This is a genomic window from Nocardia uniformis NBRC 13702 (assembly GCF_001613345.1).
GTDB lineage: Bacteria > Actinomycetota > Actinomycetes > Mycobacteriales > Mycobacteriaceae > Nocardia > Nocardia uniformis.
The window spans coordinates 97,568-117,844 of sequence record NZ_BDCE01000076.1; the positions used below are offsets into that span (position 1 = coordinate 97,568).

Annotated in this window: 1 protein-coding gene (running past one end of the window); it reads left to right on the plus strand. The window is 64.8% G+C overall.

The annotated features are described in order from the left end of the window. On the plus strand, positions 1–20,277 hold the 5' portion of the coding sequence (locus NU1_RS29335; RefSeq protein WP_067526553.1) for an amidohydrolase. It continues 22,350 nt past the right edge of the window; the window shows 20,277 of its 42,627 coding nt (coding positions 1–20,277); the start codon lies at positions 1–3; the stop codon falls past the right edge of the window.

Consider the following 20,277-nt stretch of genomic DNA (forward strand, 5'->3'; position numbering starts at 1 on the left):
ATGAGCATGCAACTGCCGTCCTGGCTGGAGAACCCGGTGTTCGGGTGGAGACTGCTGGTCGACCTGCTCCTCGGGCACATCCCGGAAGCCGACATCGACCAGATGCGTGAGCGCGCCGAATCGCGTTGGACCACCGGTGACAAGTGGATGGCACTCGCAGAGTCACATGAAGCGGCCGCAGCCGCGGCCGACGCCGGAATTCACGGCAGTGGTGTGGCGGCTACCGAGCTGGCCGCGGCACATCGCCGAATGGCCCAGGCGTGGCGGGAACAGGCCGAAATCCAGTACAGCCTCGCGAAACAGTTGTACGAGGGCGCGAACGAGTTCGAAAAGACGGCGTGGGTCATCATCATCTCCGGGATAGCACTGGGGGTGTTCACTGTCGCGGGCCTGGCATTTGCCTCACCCGTCGGCATTGCGACCCGTATCGCCTTCAACGCCAAGAGACGTCAGTTGTTGCAGGCGCTGATCAACTATTTCCGCACCCGCGGAGCCCAGGCAGCCAGTCAACGAGCCGGACTGGGGTTGGCTGGGCGCGGCGCCGGTCAACGAGCCGGACTGGGGGTGGCCGCGAAGTCGACCGGTCAACAGGCCGGGCTGGGCGCCGCGGGGAAGGTGGCCGCGGTCGCGCCCGGTGCGGCACCAAGCGTCGCGGCCACGATAGGCAAAGCCACGGTGGTGGGCACGATCTCGGGTGGCGTGATTCTCGGCGGCGCTGATCTGGCGGCCCAAGTGATTCAGATCAACGACGAGGACACCAAAGGTCACCGGGAAGAAATGGACTGGAAAGCCGTCGGGATCGCCACCGCTTCCGGTGCTGCCGGTGGCGCCGCCGGTGCGGTGGTCGCGGGCAGACTCATACCCGTGGTGGCCGGGTGGGGAACAAAAGCGGCGAGCGCGGCCGGACGGTTCGGCGGGCGGGCGGCCGGTATCTCGGTGATCGGGGCGGCCAGTGGTTTCGTGGGTGGTGTCGCGGGCGCGTACACCGGAGCCGTGGTGAGCGGGCAAGAACTGACCGACGTCATGCTGATCGAGTCGGTGGTTTCCGGCACCGCCGGCGGTTTTGTGGGAGCGGCCGCATACCTGTTCGTGCCGACCCCGCCGGCTGGGGGCGTGGTCGACCCGAGTGCGCCGGGTGCGCTGGAGGTGCTGGATATCAGTGCCGCACAGGCGAAGATCGATGCCCCGCGTATTGCCGGAGAGAGCGCGCCGCTGACAGACGGTGCGATCGAGGCGGCGATCCAGCGTTGGCGGGAGGAGGAGGCTGCGCTCACCCCGGCCCTGGCCGGGACCGGAGAGCGGTCCCCGGCAGCGACGGCACCTGCTGCCTCGGATCGGTCGGCGCGACCGCCGGCCCCCGTCGGCCCCGCCCAGCCCAAGGCCGGGGGCGGTGACCCCACGCAAGCTCGCGCCAAGAACGGCGGTGCCGTTGCGCCAGCGCACGATCCGGCTCCCGCGCTGGTTCTCGACAACGTGCCGGATGCGGGTGTCGCCGCGAGTGCGCCCGCGCAAGGTGGAGCAGTGCCGGAGGGGGCGGCACCGCCGGTATCGGGCGCCGGCCCCGCGCTCGGCGGTGACGGTGCGGCAGCACCGCGCCTTCCCGACGCGGCCGGCGGTGGCGTTGTGCCGCCGGACGGCTTCGAAAGGCCGCCGACTGCGCAGCTTCCCGAAGGCTTGGTGCGTGGTGGTGACGGTGCATCGCAACCGGTGATCGGACGAGCAGACCTGGATCCGGCCTCGGTCGCGCCGGATCCGGTGCCCGGCAAGCTGGCAACAGCCGAGCCAGCCACGACTACCGCAGACAGCAGTAACGGTAGCGTCCCGGCGAAGTCGGCCGAAGAGAGTGGCGGCAGCCCTGCGCCCGCGAACGCGAAGGCCGATGCCGGTGATGACGGTAGCGTGCCGCCGAGGCCAGTCGAAGGGGGCGGCGACAGCCCAGCGGTCGCGAACGCGAAAGCCGATGCCGACGATAGCGGCAGCGCACCGGCAAAATCAGCTGCAGCTGACGGAGACGACCCGGCAGCTCCGAACGCGAAGGCCGATGCCAGCGACCCACCGAAGTCGAAAGATTCGGCGGCACCGGATCCCGAAGCCATCACGGTTGCCAAGTCGCGGGTAGCGGCATATGAGGCGCTCGAGAATCAGCTGGGCACCATGTCGGGTGACGACCTGCGGACCATGATGCGCGAGGGCGCCTCCGACAACGCGAAGGTCTTGGCCTTCATGGAGACATCCCGCCGGGCCAGCATCACCGACCACAACCCCGCCGGCCGGGTGATGCGTTGGCAGCAGTTGCTCGGTATGGAGGCGATGTTCAACGGCAGGTTGAATGTCGATGCGGGCCAGGGCAAAACGATGATGTTCATGGCGCACGCGTGGAAGCGGGTCAGTGCGGGTGAATCGGTCATGTTCGTCACCTCGGCGCCGGAACTGGCTCGCGCCGCCCATGAGGAATTCGCGGCGGTGCTCCAGCCCTCCGGCTACGACGTGCACCGTTTCGACGCGGATGCGAAGTCACCGCCGCCGGAGGAGGGGAAAGGCACGGTATATGTCGCCACCGCCGAGGAGGTGGCGCAAGGTGTCAATAAGGGAAATCCGCCGCCGGCCGATCATGTGATGATCGACGAGATCGACGATGTGCTCAAATGGGCGAGCACGGTGTTCGTGCTGGCGAAAGGTACCGCGGAGGATTCACCGCCGGAAATCCAGAGCTATGTCAATTCGATGCACGCGTTCTTCGAGGATGCGTTGCAGCGGGGGACGGCGTCCGCGGTCGACAAGCGAGTAGGGCTGACGAAGGACGATTTCGCTCACCACGGCGGGAAGCTCCAACTGACCGAAGCCGGCGAAGCGAAAGCACGCGGACTGCTCGACGAATGGTGGCCGCAGCAGGATGGTGTCCGCAGTGCCGCCGAGCCCCTGATACAGGAACGGGCCACAGCAGCCGAAGAGCTGCGACTCCGATTGGAGTCCGAGCGGAACAGCGGCGAGACGGTACCGACAGGTGCGGAACGGACCGGTGTCGAGCAGGATCTGCACCGGTTGACCATGGCCGCGCAAGCACGCTGGGATTATCTGCCGCAGCTGAACGACGCCTACATTGTCCACGACGGGCAACTGACCTTGATCAACCAGGCCAATGGCTCGGTGATGCGAGATCCCGAAACCGGTATGGAGAGCCGCTGGGGGGACGGGCTCGCGCAGGCCTTGGAGGCCGAACACGGACTGACTGTCCGCGACGACGCCGAAGTGATCGCCCAGGTCACCATCGACCAGATATTCGGTGACAGCAACCAGTATTTCGACTCCGTGACCGGTGCTTCCGGCACCGCCCTCAGCTTGGGTGACGATGTAGTCGCAGTACCCCGCACCGATCCTTCGCAGCTGGAAGTGCATGCCACCGTAGCGGCAGACCACGATGCCAAACTGGCGAAGATGGCCGCCGATATCGCGGCCGAATGGGACAACGGTCGCGGCCGCGCCCAGCTGGCATACAGCGTCCGCAATAGTGACGCGCAGAAACTGTACGACCAGCTGCAGGAACTGGGCGTGCCCGCAAAGCTGGTGGACGCCCACACGCAGGTGCGGGAAGGTACCAATTTCAAAGAGCACTGGAAAGATATTCTCAGTGGCGCCGGTGGAGAAGGCGCCGTCACGATCGCGACCATCGCCGGCCGCGGCACCGACATCATGGTCGGCCCTGCCATGGAGGACCGCGGCGGCCTGATCGTGCGCGTCACCGAATACTCGGGCCTGTCGCAGGATCTCGACATCCAGGTGAAGAACCGTGCCGGCCGCACCGGCCCCATTTTCGACGTCGACAGCGAGACCCGTCTCGCACTCGCCCAGATGGCCAAAGAGATCAAGGTCGAATGGGACAACGGGAAGGGCAGTGCCCAACCGGTCCGTGTCCGTGACAGCAGCGAAGCGCAGATACTGCAGAACCGGCTACGCGAACTGGGTGTGCCGGCCGATATGGTCGACACCCGCGTGCCGACGGCGGACAGTGCCGGAAAAGATGGTGGCGTCACGATCCGTTTCGACGCCGACGGCAAGACCCGTTTCGGAAGCCAACGCGGCGACGCGATCTTCTACGCCGCGCCCGACGATGCCCTGTTCGCTCGGTATGACGGCACTCCGATGGAAAGCGTCATTCGCAGCACTGTCGACGAATACGCGAAGGCTGCCGCCGACCCCGACAGCCCGGAATTCGCCTCGGCCGAAAAGAAATTCGAGGGGTTGGTGCAGGTTCTGCAGACTTGGGCGGCGCAGGCACACACCCAGGGCGCGCCTGAGGAGCCGGATTCGGAAACCGGCGAGGACGCAGTGTCCGACAAGCAGGCCGCCGAGTTGGTCGCCGCTGCCGAGAATCCGGTGCCGGACCGGACCGATTGGGAGCGGTGGACACAGCGCCACGGCGATGACCTGCGCGACAAGATACACAAATCTGTCGAACCGATGCTCCAGGCGTTCGGTACCATCCAAGGATTCGAAGGGGCCCGCGACAGTTACACCAGGCTGCTCGAAGAGGCCGACAAGGCCGGCGCCCCGTACGAACACGAGGGCCGCGAGCACCAGCCCACCCAAACCGAGCGGTTGGCCCGGCTGGTGTTGCTCGCCCAGAGCGCCGGCGTGGACGTGTCGCCCGAAGTCTTCACCGGTGTCGCCGCTGCCGCGGCAGCGGCGCACGGCTCGGAGTACGGCACCCGGATCGCGTTGTTCACCAACCCAGCTCCGGGCACCCAGGTCGACGTGCAAGAGGACCAACAACAGCCACTGGTCGTCACGTCCGCTGGACAGTCCTTCGATAGCGACCTGTTCGAGGTCAACAACCCCGCCGACGTGACCATGCTGCGCGACGCCGCCACCGACCTGACCGGATTCGTGGTGCAGCCGGAGCACTTCACCGCACCGGATGAGGTGGAAACTGCGGCCAAGGAGATCCTCGAGGCCATGCTGGCCGACTGGTCCCCCGAACGCCGAGCCGCTGAAATCGATGCGCTCGCTGAGGCTTTCCGCAACACGCCGTCCGGCCGAGTGGAAGTCCGGCTGATCGACGACCCGGATGCCGAGGGCGGTGCCCGCCTGCGTTACGGGCCGGTTGAGGTGGCGACGCCGGATGAGTCGGCTACGCCGGATGCGGGAGCGACGCCAGATGAGGCGGCCACATCGGTTGAGTCGGGCACATCGGTTGAGACAGCCACGCCGGTTGAGACGGTGACCCCTGACTTGGGTGCAGCGGTGACCGATCCGGTTGAGACGGCGACCGGCCCGAGTACTGCGGTGACCGATCCACTGCTGGATCGGGATTACGGTGCGCTGTCGGAGTCCGAGCAGGCTGCGGCGTTGATCTCGGTTCTCTCGGCGGGCGGTGTGGCCGCTGTGGTTGCGCAGGACCTTGCTCGGCCGTTGCTGGACAAGGCGCGCAGGCGGGGCCGGCGCAGCGCAGACGCGGGTGCGGACTGGTATCGCCCCCTGAAGGACGCGCAGGAGAAGTCCGTCAAGCAGTGGGACAAGCGGGCGTACACCCTGATCGACGACCTGCTGGCGGGTGGCGCCGCCGAGACGGCGGCGCGGCAGCCGGCGCGGGAGTTGGTGGATCACCTGCGTCAGCACTTGGATCAAGGAGGTAAGGCGCCGAAGTGGTTCGGCCGGTTGAAGGTGGTTCTGCAGGAGTCGTTTACCGCCGCCGGTCTCGACTTCGAGGCGGTGGCGCCTGAGGCTGTCGTTGCGCCGGACGGCACCGAGCCGCCCGCGCCGGTGGTACCGGGGCAGTCGGTTCGCGACCGTGTCGACGAGCTGATCGCCCGCTTGCGTACCGGCGATGACCTTTTCGCGGACGGGGAGGCCGCGCGACTACGGAACCAGCTCGCGGGACTGCGGGAAGCGGGGAAGCCTGTCGACGAGGCCGCGTTCGCGGATCTGTCGGCGGCGTTGGGTGCGGCTCGTGCAGCGGAGCGGGCGGCGCGTGCGGGTGAGTCGGGTCGAGATTCGATGGCGGCGGATAATAGCGAGTCGTCGATTCGATCGGTAGCGGTATCGGAATTCATAGAGGAACCGGAGCTCCGTGAAATATTCGCGGATTTGACCAGTGCGTTGGGGTTTCCGGTGGTCGGAACCATCCGGACCGCTCCACTCCCGGCCGATGTTCCTGGCGAAGTAAGCCACCGAATCGAGTCGGGCCGGCTCGTGATCGATATCGTGGTGAACGAGCAACTGCTGCACCGGGATCGGGGCGCGGCGTGGGCACTGGAACACGGTGGGCGTGCGGAGTCGACGGCACGCTTTCTGGTGGCATACCTCGTGGGGCAGGCCATGGCCGGAGCGCTCGGGCGTGCGGGCACCGTACGTGCCGAGGTGGAGGCGTTCGAACACTACAGCGGGTTGAGCTTCGACCGAGATGATCCACGTGCCTTCACAGCGGGAGACGGTGTGGGCTTCAAGTTATGGCTGCGCAGCGAGTTCGGTCGCAGCGTTCGGCGCGGAGAGAACATCGATTGGAGCCTGATATTCGCCGAATCCTTCGCCGCGGCGGACACTTATGAGAACCCCGGCGATGCCATGCGAGTCATGCATGGGGCATTGACTCGAGAAGTCAGCGCCGTCCTCGAGCGGCACGAGCTTGATCTGGAACCCGGGCGGAGCGACAAGCAGAAGATCATCGATCGGGTTCGTACCGAGTTCGGTGTCGTACTCGATAAATTCGCCGACAACCCGAGAATTCAGGTACAGACGGTAGAGCAGATCGAGGCATTTCTCGAGCGGATCGACAGCGTCGACCGAACGGCCCTGCCGAACAAGATAACGGTGGGTTCGAATTCCGGCAATGTTCGTGCCGACGTTCGCAGGACAATCGACGGATCCATGGTGATGGTCCTCGATGAGCTTGTCGTAACCGAACCGGATCTGATGCAACGCTGGATGGCCGTGGAAAATGCCACAGGCTGGCACGTCCCCGGTGATCTCATCGAGTTGATCGGCCACGAACTCGGACATGTGGCGCATCTGCCGGTGGCACACCTGGCTACCGATGCGGCGGCGGACAAGGTGCTGCGCGCGTGCTTCATGGAGCAGCGCGGAATCGCTGCTATCGCAGACATTGTGGAGAGCAAATTCCAAATATGGCTGGCCGACCAGCTGACCCGCTACAGCTTCAACCCCCACGATGGGTTCCGCAACCCTGATGGGCCACCGAACTATCGGGAGGCGTTCGCCGAAGCGTATGCCTCGGTGCTTTTCCATCCTGAGGACGCGACACCCGGTGAGAAGGCTTTGGCTGGCCTGATCAAAGACGCTCAGCGATTGGCAGGAGTTCGGCCGGTGGAATCCGCCGAGGAGGCAGCACGGGTGCCGGTCTGGCTGTGGGTGGACGACCTGGTCGATGCGTTGCAAGAGAATAGGGCCACCGACGAGGTGGTCTTGCAGGCACGGGAGATGCTGGGGATGCTCCGGTTTATCGGAGAACCCGTTGGGAGCGAGCGTCTGGCGGCGGCATTGTCCGTGTATACCAATGGTGCGAATGCTGCCGCGGGTGCAGCCATATCGGAATTGGGCTTCACTCCTGTGGATTTGGGTGCGGGGCATACGGGATTCGTGGCAGGCGATCTCGCCGAGGCCGAGACGGTATTGGTGTACGCCGGTGCGGGACTGCAAGATCCAGGATCAACCGACGTATCGGGTCTCGTTGCGCTGATGGCACAAATCCAGGCCGCCGGTGCGGGGAGTGTCGCGGTGGTAGTTCCGGTGGGCGACGGTGTCTCCGGCCTGGGTGACGCGTTCACCCATGTCACTGGACGGCGCTGGTCGCCGCCGCCGCGGATTGTCGTTGTCGCTGAGAGTGATAGCGCGGTCGCGCTTGCCGCGGCGGTCGATCCGGTGTTGGCCGCGTCGATTGATGCGGTGATCGTCCAGGGGGTGGACGATCTGGCGAGCATGCGGCTCGGCTGGCTGCCTCGATGGACACCGGTGTATACAGAGGGCGCTGAGCAGACCGATTCCGGGGAGCGCAGCGGGCCGGTACCCGCCGGTGTGCAGCGGATCTCCGGAAATGTGCTCGAGCATGTTCTTCAGCAGGAGGCCGGCCAGCAGTCCGCCAACGCAGCCGGACTCCGAACTGCCCCTCCCCAACCACCCGCCGAATTCACCACTGGCGACACGGAGTTTGCCGCGAGCGCGGTCGGTTTCTCCATGGGGGAAAGCCTCGATCCCACCGGCCGACCACCTGCTTCCGAGAAGTCGGCGAGGGACGGCAGCGGCCAATCCGATCCGGCCGACGCGGACGGCAGTTCGCCCGCGCCCTCACCTGGCACCCTGTTCGCCGACCTCCCGGCGATGCTGGCCGACGAGCGATATCGGAAATGGGTGCCGATGTTGCCGCCGGAGCAGCTGAAAGCTGTCGAGGATTTTCTGCAGAGTGGGGGGAAGCCTAAGGCGACAGCAGGCCCGGAGGCCAAGGCTTACAACGATCTCCGCAATGCACGCGTGCGGTTGCTCGGATTCGAGCGCGCCGAGTCCATATTGGCCGCCGCGACGCCGCGTGTAGTCGGGGCAACCAAGCAGCACCTGCCGCCTAAGCAGGCCAAGGTTTACGAACTGCTCAAGGAGCGGGACGAGAGCCTGGAGGCCGCAGTAGATGCAACCGGATGGCAACCGGATGTCGTCAAACAGCAGCTGTATAAAGCGATGACGGACCTTGCGGAGAGAATCCGAGTCGGCGGGCTCGGTCTCGAACTCGAAGCGGTGCGTGCGGAGACCGAACTGCTGATCGTGGAGTACGTTGCCGCACTCGCAGAGTTCGGCTTCACCGAGCAATACGGGCCGGACCTCGAACAGTTGCGTTCGAAGCGCAACGAGTACGCGGACCAGTTGCCCGGGCTTCCCGCGGACTCGCCCGTGCCCAAATGGATAGCGCGGCACGACAAGATAATCGAGGCCGCGGAGGGGCTCCCGCGGCTGCAGGCCCGACTGCGCGGGCTGGAGATCCTGGACGACGCACTGGCCGAGATGTCCGCACCGCGCGAGGAGGCATGCGGCAAATACGCCGGACTCCGCGCAGCGGCCGAGGACCTGCCGGAGTACCCCGGCCCGGACACGACCAGGAGAATATCCGAGGCGCTGGATTCGGCGATCGCGGAATTGCACAGCGGATTCGCGGCGGGGGCCACCCGGCCCACCGCCGCTAGGGTGCGTGCCCTACTCGACCGGATCACGCTGTTGACCGAGGCGCGAACAGCGTCGGAATCATTTGAGCGCCTTGACCATGCCTATGAGCGGGCGCGCAAGCTGGTCACCGCAGCTGTACGAGTCGCCGACGACGCGGAATGGGATCGGGTGCTGGCGGAAGTCCTGGCCGGTGAGGCGGACAGCACGGTCACCACATCCCCGGACAGTTTCGCAGAACTGCGTGCACTGGTCGGTTCCGCGGATGGGCTCGACATCGAGTTCGTGTCCATGCATGCGGGATTCATCACCCGCGACGGAATGCGGGAACTGGTCGTTGTGACCCCGCATGCTTCCGACGAATCCAACTGGCGCACAGCGGCATTCGACGTGCTCACTACGGCCGATGCTACGAGCGATAGCGGACAGCCGCATACACTGCTGCGGCTCCTCGATGCCGACACCGGGAAATCGAAATTGGCGCGTTTCGTCGGTCGCGTGCCGCTGGTGACCGACGAATCCGGAGTCTGGCGCGACGAAGACGGCAATGCGTGGTATCTCCCCAGCGCGGACGGGAGACAGGGGCCGGGCGGGCTGCCGTGGCGGCCCACCGACTCGGACCGGGGTCGAACGACGCACGAGCCCGGGCGGGCTCGCGGCGCTTCTGGGCACGGGTTGCCGCCGGGTGCGCCGGGTGCGGGGCGTGGCCGCAGGCATCCGTTGCGGAGCAAAGACGACCCGACGGCGAAATCTGTCCTGGACAATCGGTTCGTTTCATTTGGTTCGAATCGGCGCGAACCCGCCTATGAGGGAGCATCTGTACCGGAGACTTCCGTCCCTCCGTCCGCCTTGCATCCGGCTGAGACTGTGCGTCTCGCCGGGCCGTTGGTGGAGTTGCTGCAGGGTTTGGTGGAGCATCCGGAGCGGTTGACTTCGGACGAGCTGCTGGCTGCTGCTCGTGCGGTGCGTCGGGATTTGCAGCCGCGGGATTCGTTGGAGGAGGCGGATCCGAGGTGGCGGGCGATCGACGCGGTGCTCAACGAATACGACGCCGCGGTCGGTACTTTCAATGATCCGATCGAGTACACCACTGTCCATGTGTTCACCGAGTCGGATCTGGCTAACGTGCGGCCGGGCCGAATGGTGGTGGTGCACGCCGATGGGGAAGCCGGTGTCGAGCTGACCACCGCCGTCCTGCACCGCCTGTTCCCACGGCTGGCGCCGGACCGTTTCGGTGTTTTGAACCGGATGATCAGCGACACCGTCCGGCTGGGTGATGGCCGGGCGGAGGTGAAGATCGACGGTCTGGGCCGGGAGTCGCGGGTCGATGTGGCGATGCGGCGCAGGTCGCCGCGAGGTGCGCAGATGCTTCCGGAGTCGGTGCTCGAGCATGCCGGGCTGACCGGGCTGCTGCACCCGGAGAACGCGGCCTGGCCACACGGTGTGCAGTTCACGTTCACGGTCGGTGACGACGGGCACCGGGCCGCGGTGCGTGGCGAACCGCCCCACAGCATCCAGCGGGAGCGGCACCAGTCGTCGCGGCGCCAGTGGTTCTGCTCCCCGGACAGCGCCGACATGGTTTCCGAGCGCACTCGGATCGGGTTGCGTGATCCGCAGCGTTTGCTGGACTCCCTCGGTGGCGGGACTTCATATGTGTTGCCGGAAGTGCTGGGCAACGATTGGGTGCCCGGGCATGTGGACTCGCTGGACTCGGCGGCCGATCGGGTGGTTCCCGGCGGCACTGTCCTGGTCGGTATGGATATGGCAGGAGCCGAGGCAACGCCGCGATTCGACGAACACGGCGTGGCGGAAGCTATGGACGGCCACCTTCTGGTGTTGTACCGGGACGGCGAGGGGCCGGTACGGGTGCGAGAAACCGTCAACGGCGTTGTCTACGACTATCTGTATGACCACGGGATGGTCATCCCCGGCGTGCAGAACAAGTTCTATCGCATCGTCTTCGACGGCGAAGGCCGGCCGCAACGTCCCCTGGCCGAAGGGCAGATCTCGGACGCGCTCGCGGGCCAGGACCGTCCGGTGGGGTGGTTGGGCTCGCGGCCAGGTGGGCAGGCTACAGAGGATGGCGAAGGGCAAACAGAAGCGGATTCCATCCCCGAAGACGGTGAACCGGGGCCGGATTCGGCCCCCGAATTGCGGCTCGAGATAGCCGACGATGTGACCGACGCTGATGCCGCGCAGCAGGTTCGGGAGTTCCTCGAGTATCTCGAGTATGTCGATCCGGAACGGTTCGGGAATGTCGACTGGCTTCCTTCGGTTGTGGCGGATGCGGTGGTGCGGATCGGCGGCTCGGTCGCGGTGTCGGTGGTCGACGCGGATGCCGGTCCGGAACTGGTCGTCGAGGTGTCCGGTGGTGCGGGAAGTCCACGGCTGGAGTTGCGAAAAGTCGGTACGGAGATGCCGAGCGTTGCAGCGCACGGACCGACGGCCTTCCTCACCGGGGATTATCTGAGGCGACTGCATCGGAATTTCACTCCGCAGGGTGCGGAGGCGAAGAGCCCGGAAGCGGCACTGACCGTTCTCGACGTGTTGCGGACGCGGTTCGTGCCCACCGATACGGAACTGGCCGTCGTGTGGGGTAGTGATGGCGTCGTCGCGATTTCCGCTGACGATGTATTCGAGCTCGAAGGGCGGCCTGGGTCTGGGCTGACGCTCCAGCCGGCGGTGACCCTTGATCCGGAACTCAGCAGCGAGATGGCCGGAGCGGTCGTGAACGCGCTACCGAAGGCTGTGCCCGAGGATGATGGCGGCCTGGACCGGTTCGGATATATCAGCGAGATACCGGCAATTGTGGCCGAGGCCGCACGGCAAATCGGTGGCACCGTGTCGATGTCGGTGGTCGACGGGGATGCGAAGCCTGAACTGCGCGTTGAAGTGGTGTCCGGTGACCCGGACGGTAGCAGTCGGCTGTTGGTGCGGAAGTCAGGCAGGAACTGGCCGAGCATCGAAGCGAGTGGACCGGTTGCCCTTCTTGCTGGGGGCTATCTGGGGAAGCTGCAACGCCAGCTCTTTATTCCGGGCAACACAGCGAGGGAGCCCCTCGCGCTGAACATGCTCGACGCGTTGGTGTCGTCGGGATCGGTGCCGTCCGACGCGGTAGTGCGAGTTCAGTGGGGTACCGGCGGGTCCATGGGTATCAACGGGCCCATCCAGGTCATTGTCGAGGGAGAATTCCAGCTAGAAGGCGATATCCGTCTGCTGAGTCTCGAGCCGGTGGCGGCCGACGAGAATCGACGCACTGAGGTAGTCGGCGCGCTGCTGAACGCATTGCCGACACCAGCGCCCGAGAGTGTGCGGAGCACCGTACTCGGTGCGATGGGTGGAGGTAGTTCGGATCCGGTCCAGGTGCGTGCTGATAGAGGCGGACCGGTTGAGGTCGCTGTCGGGACCCGTCGGCGATTCAAATACCGCGCCGTCAGTAGCGCGGAATTCAAGGCGTCTGCCGGTGATCCCTGGCTTTTCGAGGCTCTCACCAGCGTTACTGCTAGGCCGGGGCGGGAAAGGCGCAGTCCCGTGTCCGGGGAGGCTGATTTCGTCACGGCGTTGCCGGATCACATCTCTGATTCTGTCCGCTCCACGATCCAGACTCTGAATGATCTGGCAGATTTGGGCGCGGCGGAAATCGAAGTGGATACCACGGGCGACCGAAGGCAGCCGGTGACTACGGTGACTGTCGCCATCGGGTCGGTCCGGGCCAGCTACGACTCCGGCCGCTCGCCGCATGCCGGCGCGGCTATGGCGCCGGCCAACGGTCCCAAGTCGGCATGGGTAGTTGAAGGTGATGCCGACGACCCCATCCTCGCTCAGGCGCTGGCGGTTTTCATTCCGGGAGCGGACACGATCGACGGTGGATTCCTCGATCTCCTTTCGGGCCAGGTTCCCGCCGATGCCGTCAGGTTCATGGACGCTATCCTCCGCGCCGGCGGGGAGTCGCCGAAGATTGAGGTGACGGTCCAGCCCGGGGTCAGCGCCGTGGTGATCATGGAATCCGGCGGTTTCCGTTTTGAGCTCGACACCAGCCGCGGTACCGGCAAGCTGGAAGCGGTGCCCGGCGAATCCCGGCACAACAACGCCATTGCAGATTTGTTCAGTGAGGTTTTGGCAGGTGAACGGTACGCGGTTGAGGCCGCATGGCTCCCGAAATGGATCAATGAGGGTCTGCGACTCCGTGCGGGCCAACCCGCCACAGCGATTGTCGAGTTCAGCGCCGATGCGGCACCGCAACTCTCGCTGAAACACGGTCGGCACCCCTGGCATACGATGCGACGGGCCGAAGACGGTGGGTGGCAGGCCACCTGGGATGCTTCTTTCGGTACCGACTGGAGCAAGTTCGTCAGGGCTGCCCGCAATCAGATGGACAAGCATTGGGGGGCGAACTGGTCCGTTCGCGGGATTGATATCGGCGAAACGATTGACACCATGCTTACTGTCAATCAAATTGGCGATTCGAACATTCCGATAACTGTGAAACTATCCGAGGCTCGATGGCCACGGAAGTTCGAGTTGTGGCCGCTCCATGGCGTACCCGTCGAACAGGTAGAAGGGCTGCTTATCGACCGCATTTCCAAGCAGGTCGAATTGATTCAGAAGGAGCGAGAATCCGCCGATGTCTTGCAGGCCGAGTCGACAACCATTTTGGACGGCGATATCCTACCTGCGAATATTGAGGAGCTTCGCGGCTATTCCGAAGCCATAAAATCGGACGAGGACATCCTGGCAAAGCTCCGCAGTCTCGTCGCGGGATCCGAGTTGGCGGGGCGCGACCTCGAGCAGCTGATTTTCAGCGTTGTCGAAAAGCTCGCGGGCAGCGCCTATCCCGCGCAACTTCATAAGCTAATTTCCGGAACCAAGTTGAACTGGGGTAAACTCAAGCGGCTTCGTGATCGCGTTTCCGATGCCCAATGGGAGGCGCTGGAAATTGAGCAACTCAGTCACCTCGTCGCTGAAGGGCTGGCGGCCGATATGGGTGTCAAACAGCTTAGCGACCGGATAATCGGAGATCTGATTGGTCCCGATGTGGAAAGCTCGATTCGGAATCAACTGGAGGAGTGGATATCGAGTCTAGAAGAATCGATCAGAAGTAAGGAAAGGTCAGTATCGGAGATAAAATACCGCCTGATAAAAGTGGGTGCTGGTGGCGCAGTCGCTCTGATGGAAGCGAAAGACAGCAGCGACTCTCGCCATCTAGAACATTTGCGGGAGCGTTTCGCTTTTCACCCCGCAGCGAAAGCGATGATCGATCAGCGTTGGGTGGCAGTGCGGAAGGAGGATCTGGATAATCAGAAATATATGCTCGATATTCTGGTGCTGATGCTGAGTGCAGATCCAGCACTCCATCGACGTGCCGAAGCATTAGGCTCCGACTGGTACTTCGACCCTGATCGCGCTGGTGGCTGGCTGGGCTGGCATCTCCCTGCGGTCAAGGAGAGCGACGATCCTGATCTATTGCTGGACTGGGTCAAGCTGATCACGCCCGAGGGGCAGCGGTGGGCGTGGGCCAGTCTCGATGACCGGCAGAAAAACCTACTGTTCGAGCATGTCACTCGGGACCAGGCGCTACGCGAATCCCAAGTGGAGGGCATCCTGTCCCCGCGGGAACGTTTCGCGAACGGCCCGCGAAAGTGGCGTCAACAGGCCGAACAGTTGGTGAAGAACTACTTCCGCGGTAAGGGCGGCGCCGAGCTCGAGAAGGAGCTGACCAGGCTGCTCACCGATACCGTGCAGGCGCCACAGGATCGGACACCCGCCGATAGCTCTGGTGCGGTGGCTGGTGGTCTGGACGTACTGACCACTGTCGGCATGCAAGCACTGTTCCCGGATCCCGGTCCGGCCGGCGGTACGGCGCAGAAGGGTCGTAAAGGCAGACAACAGCAGAAAGGTGCGAAGGCCCCGGATCCCTTCACCGTCGCTGGTTTCAACGACGAGGTACTCGGCCGGGCGCGCACCGCGCTGGCCGAAATTCTGGCCGAGGACGTGGAGGCGGTTACCTCGAACGCCGATGTTGCGCGGCAGGAGGACACTGCCCGGCAGAAACTGATCGATTCGGTGGTCGAACGAATCCAGAGTGATTACCTCGAGTCGGTGCGGACCGCGGACCTGAGCGAGCGTGCGTCGGCGTGGACGCTGGAACTGGCGGGGGATCGCGGGTGGTTCGAGGAGGCTGTCGCGAATCTCGAAGCGCACCTTGCCGAGGAGCGGTCCAAGGCCGATGCCGAAGTCCGACGTCTCTTCGGCGTCGAGGAGGTGACCAAAGCATTCTTCGAGGCGCTCGGCATTGCCGTCTTCCGGGCATTGCGCGCCGACCAGCCGGATGCGGTGCGGGCTCTGCTCAGTGCTTTTCTGCTGCAGGCCCGGGCGATCGAAGCGGAGTTCACCGGACCGTACGCGACGTGGTGGGCGGAGATGGTGAATGGCGTTATCACCGCGCAGTTCGGTGACCGGACGCTCGATGAGATAGCGGAGATGCTCAATAGTGCCGATGCGGAGGTCAGGGCGCGCGCCAAGCTGCTGTTCATCGAGATCGCGGGTGCGGAGCAGACCGTCCAGCTTTATCAGGCGCTCCTGGGGGAGATGACCGCGGTATTTTTCACCGATGTGGTGCATCCGATGCAGGCCGACCTCGACCGGCTGAACAACCCGCCCAAGTTCCTGATCGAACGCAAGAACGGCGACTACCATCAGTACACCTCCGCCGGTAACGAATTCCTGGTCAGTGTGCAACTGTATTTTGAATCCCGAGGTATCAAACGCCCCGACATTCTCGATATCGACGAAGGTAACCAGGATGTCAGCGAAGTCTATGAACTCCTCGAGAAGGTAGCCGCCGAAACGGAGGGCTGGTCGACCAGCTGGGAATGTCACGAACACGGTGGAACGTACGAAAAGCATGGTCGCTGCACTGAGCCGATAATTGTATTTGACAATAAGCAGCGCAAACGGGAAGTCCCATGCAACATTCCGGCGAGTTTCTATCTCAACTATCCAGGATATTCGTTTCCCGTTCCCGAAACGGTCGGTGTCGACCAACTCGAGGGCGGATCAGTGTACTGGTCCTGCGGCGACGGGCACCCCGGCGAGTTCAGTGAATCCGGTCGCTGTACCGAATGTGAAGGCTATCTGACCCGTTATGCTCATTTTCCGGCGGGAAAGCTCCGGATCCGCGAAGAGGATATGTTCTCCTGCGTGGGATTTGATTTCGGGACGTATGTCCGGAACCTCATGACCAGGCTCCGCAATGAAAATACCTTGAATTTCTCCTCGCTACACGCCAGTTTCGCCGGCCAGCAGCGTGACGTGCAGATGTTGCTGAAACCGTTCGGCTTGGCACATCACGTGACGAACTACGACTACGACCACGAGAAGGCGACGCCGGCGCAAATCATCGCCGCCATGCACAGTGCCATGCTATTGAGCCTCCAAGAGGGGCTGGACAAGATCAAAAACGACACCCAGACGCTCACCGGGTTCGCCACATTCCTCCTCGAGGGCGCCTGGACCCCGCTGGACGGTGACCTGGGTCTGGCGCGGAAAGCTCTGCAGGATGCGGAGAGCCGCGCCACACAGCTGTCACCAGACGCTCAAGCAAGGTACATCGAGGCTCTGGAAGGAGCTGCGCGAAAGGCTAAGGTTCCACTGCCACCGAAACCGTTTCAACACGTCAAACTATTCGGCGGGGATCAGCATGCGTACGGAGCAGGCGGCAATGTAGGCGGTGTCGACGATATAGTCGCTCAGGCGGCGCGTGCGCAGGAGAAGCGTGACAATGCTGCGCGAGCGCAAGGCCGTAGCTCCAAACCTTCCGGCTCGCCTGGGAGGCCAGCCAATCGGACGAGGCCACCGGGCCAGCGTCGCGTGGCGGACTCACCTCCCGCACAGGATGCGCGACCAGCGTCGCCATCAGTGCGATCCCAACCGGAAGCTACCCCAGAACCAGCGGCGCCGGCTTCGACGTCGGGCCTGGAGCGGTGTGCCCGGCTGATGGCGTCGCTGTCGCGGCTGCGGGGGGCGGGGGTGCCGGGTCGGACGTTCCCGGAGGCCGGCCAGGTCGAGGCGGCTGGGGCCTGGGGAGAACATTATGCGGCGCAGGTGAATGCGGGGTGGGCGCCGCAGGCGTACGGGTCGTTGCGGGAGTTCATAGCGTCGGTTCGGCATCAGCCCGTGGGGTTCCGGGCTGAGGTGGCGTTCGAGGTTATTGACGGTGAGATGGGTGCGGAGGGAAAGCGTTCGCACATCGTGGAGATACGTCATGATGCGGACCGCGGGTGGGTGGTTTTGGATACCGATCCGGAGATTCTGGGTGCGGAGAAAGCTGCTGAGCTGGAGCGTGCGCTGTTGGCGGGGCAGACGGATCTGAGCGGTTGGGAGATCCCGTTCGACCGCTATTTGGAGATCGGTCCGAAGGAGGCGAAAGAGCTGAAGGAGGGGGAGGGATGGGTGTCGGCGATTCTGTATCACGCGGAGACCGGGCTGCCGTTGTACGCCTACGATCCGCACAGCATCCATGGGCCGATACACATGCCGGCCGGGCCGGACGTTGGGCCCGACCCCTTTCGCGGCGACAGGTGGCCCGAGCCCGAGCCGCCACCGGACGGCCAGCAGGCCACGTCTGTACTCCTGGCGGAAACAGAGCTGTGGGCGCACCTGAACGAGGTGACTGAGCAGGGCATGAGCGCGGTTGACGCCGCGGGGGCGCAGGCACGCGTCATCGCCAGCTGGTTCGCCCAGTCGGAATTCTCCGAGGAGGAGGTGCGGGCCCTGATCCGGACTCCCCATCTGTTGCAGGTGCTGACGCAGGAGGGGATCCCGGAGGCCGTGCGCGACTGGGCAGTGCGTTGCGCACTCCAGGCGGCGGACGCGGGATCGGGGCCGGAACGGTCGGCGGCCAGGACGTTGGCCGACATGGTGTCGGGCCTGGATGAGGCGTTGGCGGGCGCACAGGTGCCGGTGCGGCTATTGACGGTCGACACGGAGACGTTTGGGATCGCCGCTAATGACACGATCCTGGCCGATGCGGGCATGTTCGAGGTGGCGGTAGGCGACATCGATACCGCGGACGAACTGGTCGAGCTGGTGTTACCGCTGGACGCGTCGCCGAGTGAGGTGAACGCGGTGCTGCGGCAAGTACCCGCACTGTTCCGCGAAACCAATGCCGCGGGGCGGTCAGTGGCCGTGCTGGTGCGGGCCCCGCTGCCGGTAGGTGCTGACGTGCGGCAGGTCGACCAGGCCGCCGCCCGGTTCGCGGAACGAGAAGCGGCGCGGCAGGCGATCCGGAACCGATCCGGCCGGGCCGCCGGCCCGGACACGACGGTGGTCGCGCTCGGCGCCGCGGCGCGCCTGCTGCCGTCCGCGCAAACCGCGTTCTCGCAGGCACATCGGATACTCATCGAATCCGGCTGGCTGCCGAACGTCGTGGATCTGCTGGGTTCCGCCCGGGTCGGTTCGTTGCCCGAGGGTGATCTGTCGGCGGAGTCGAACCGTGGCGTGATCGTCCGGGCGACGGCCGGCCAGTTCGATGACCAACGGGGCCACGACCCGACCGGGCTGTATGTACCCAACGATCTGTCCGGGCTTGCCGATTTGGAGGCGGGCGAACGGGAAGGCGCTGATCTCGCTCCCGCCGAACGTGGGAGACTCGAACACGCCCTCGATCTTTCAGACCGGGAGGTGGCGGACGGTGGGGGCGCCGCGGACGTCGCTGATTTGCTCAGGGCATTGGATGGCTGGCCATATAGCACTGCCCAGCGTGCCCAGGCCGCGGTTCGGCTGTTGCTGGAGTACGGGCTGCCCTCAGCGGGTTACGGGCAGTTGGCGTTCGCGGTCGCGGGCACGCCGGGTTCTGAACGTTTGGTCGTTCGGTTGCGCACGTCCGCGACCGAACGCCTGCAGACGCCTGTGCTGGATGGCCCAGACAACCCGGTTCAGCTGGTTGCACTGCTGGCGGATCGGTCCGGGTCGTATTCGGTGGATTCGGGCACGGTGGTGTGGTTCGAACTGGGCCTGCCCGCCGGTTCCAGCACGGGGACTGACACGGCCCCGGGGCTCGGAGCGGGGCCTGATGGCTTGTCGGAAGACGCCTTCCTAGAACTGGATCAGGACTACGCGTTGATGGCCGAGCTCGCAGCTGCGCGCGGCGCGTTGGACGAGTGGGAGGACGATGAGCCGGGCGTCGACGGCGAGGATGATTGGCTGGGCGCCACCACAGGGCTGAACGTTCCCAACGATCCGGCCGAACTTTTCGAGACCCAGTCACCGGAGGTTGTGCACGAGCGAGGGGACACGAACTCGCTTGCTGAGGTTCGGGAGATTCCGATCGCCAACGGCGACCACGGAACTGTGGCGGCTGCCCGGGATGCGATCGAGGAGTTGCTTACCGCCTGGACCGGCAGTGACCGCGTCGAGGACGTTCGTCTGCTGGCCCACGAATTGGTCACCAATGTGCATCGGCACGCCGGCACAGACGGAAATTTCCGCGCGATAGTCACGGGAGAGCCGGGCCACCGGACGCTACGAGTCGAGGTGTCGGACAAGAACCCTACGGTGCCAGTGCGCCGAGACACGGACCCCGAGTACGACTTCGGGCGTGGCATGCCGCTCCTGGATGCATTCTCCGACCGCCACGGCGTCGATACCCACGAATCCGGCGAATACCGCAAAACCGTGTGGTTCGAAATCTATGAAGCTCCGCCCGCCGACGTGTCGGACGAGAACCCCGGAGATCCCGCCGCTGGTGACAAGCCACCGTCGAGCTCGGGGCAACCCGCGGACCCGCCCGCCATACCACGGGAAACCCCGTGGACCTCCCCTGCCGAGCCATCATCCGGTGTCGAGCAACCGCCACCGTCCTCCACCGGAAAGGACACCGCCGCGGTCGCGGAGCCGAGCCCGGTGGCGGAACAAGCCACGACACCGTGGACCCGGCCTGGTGGGCAATCGGAGGGTGACCAGGCAGAAGCGCGCCGACAGCTCCGGCGTCCCGTTTCGTGGGGCCCCCCAGGGCAGGAGCATTATGCACCGGATGATGACCGGAGATTCGCGCCGCAAAGTATGCCTGGGAACGGGATTCCCCGCGGGTGGTTGAATCCGCCGAGGCGAAGCGGTAGC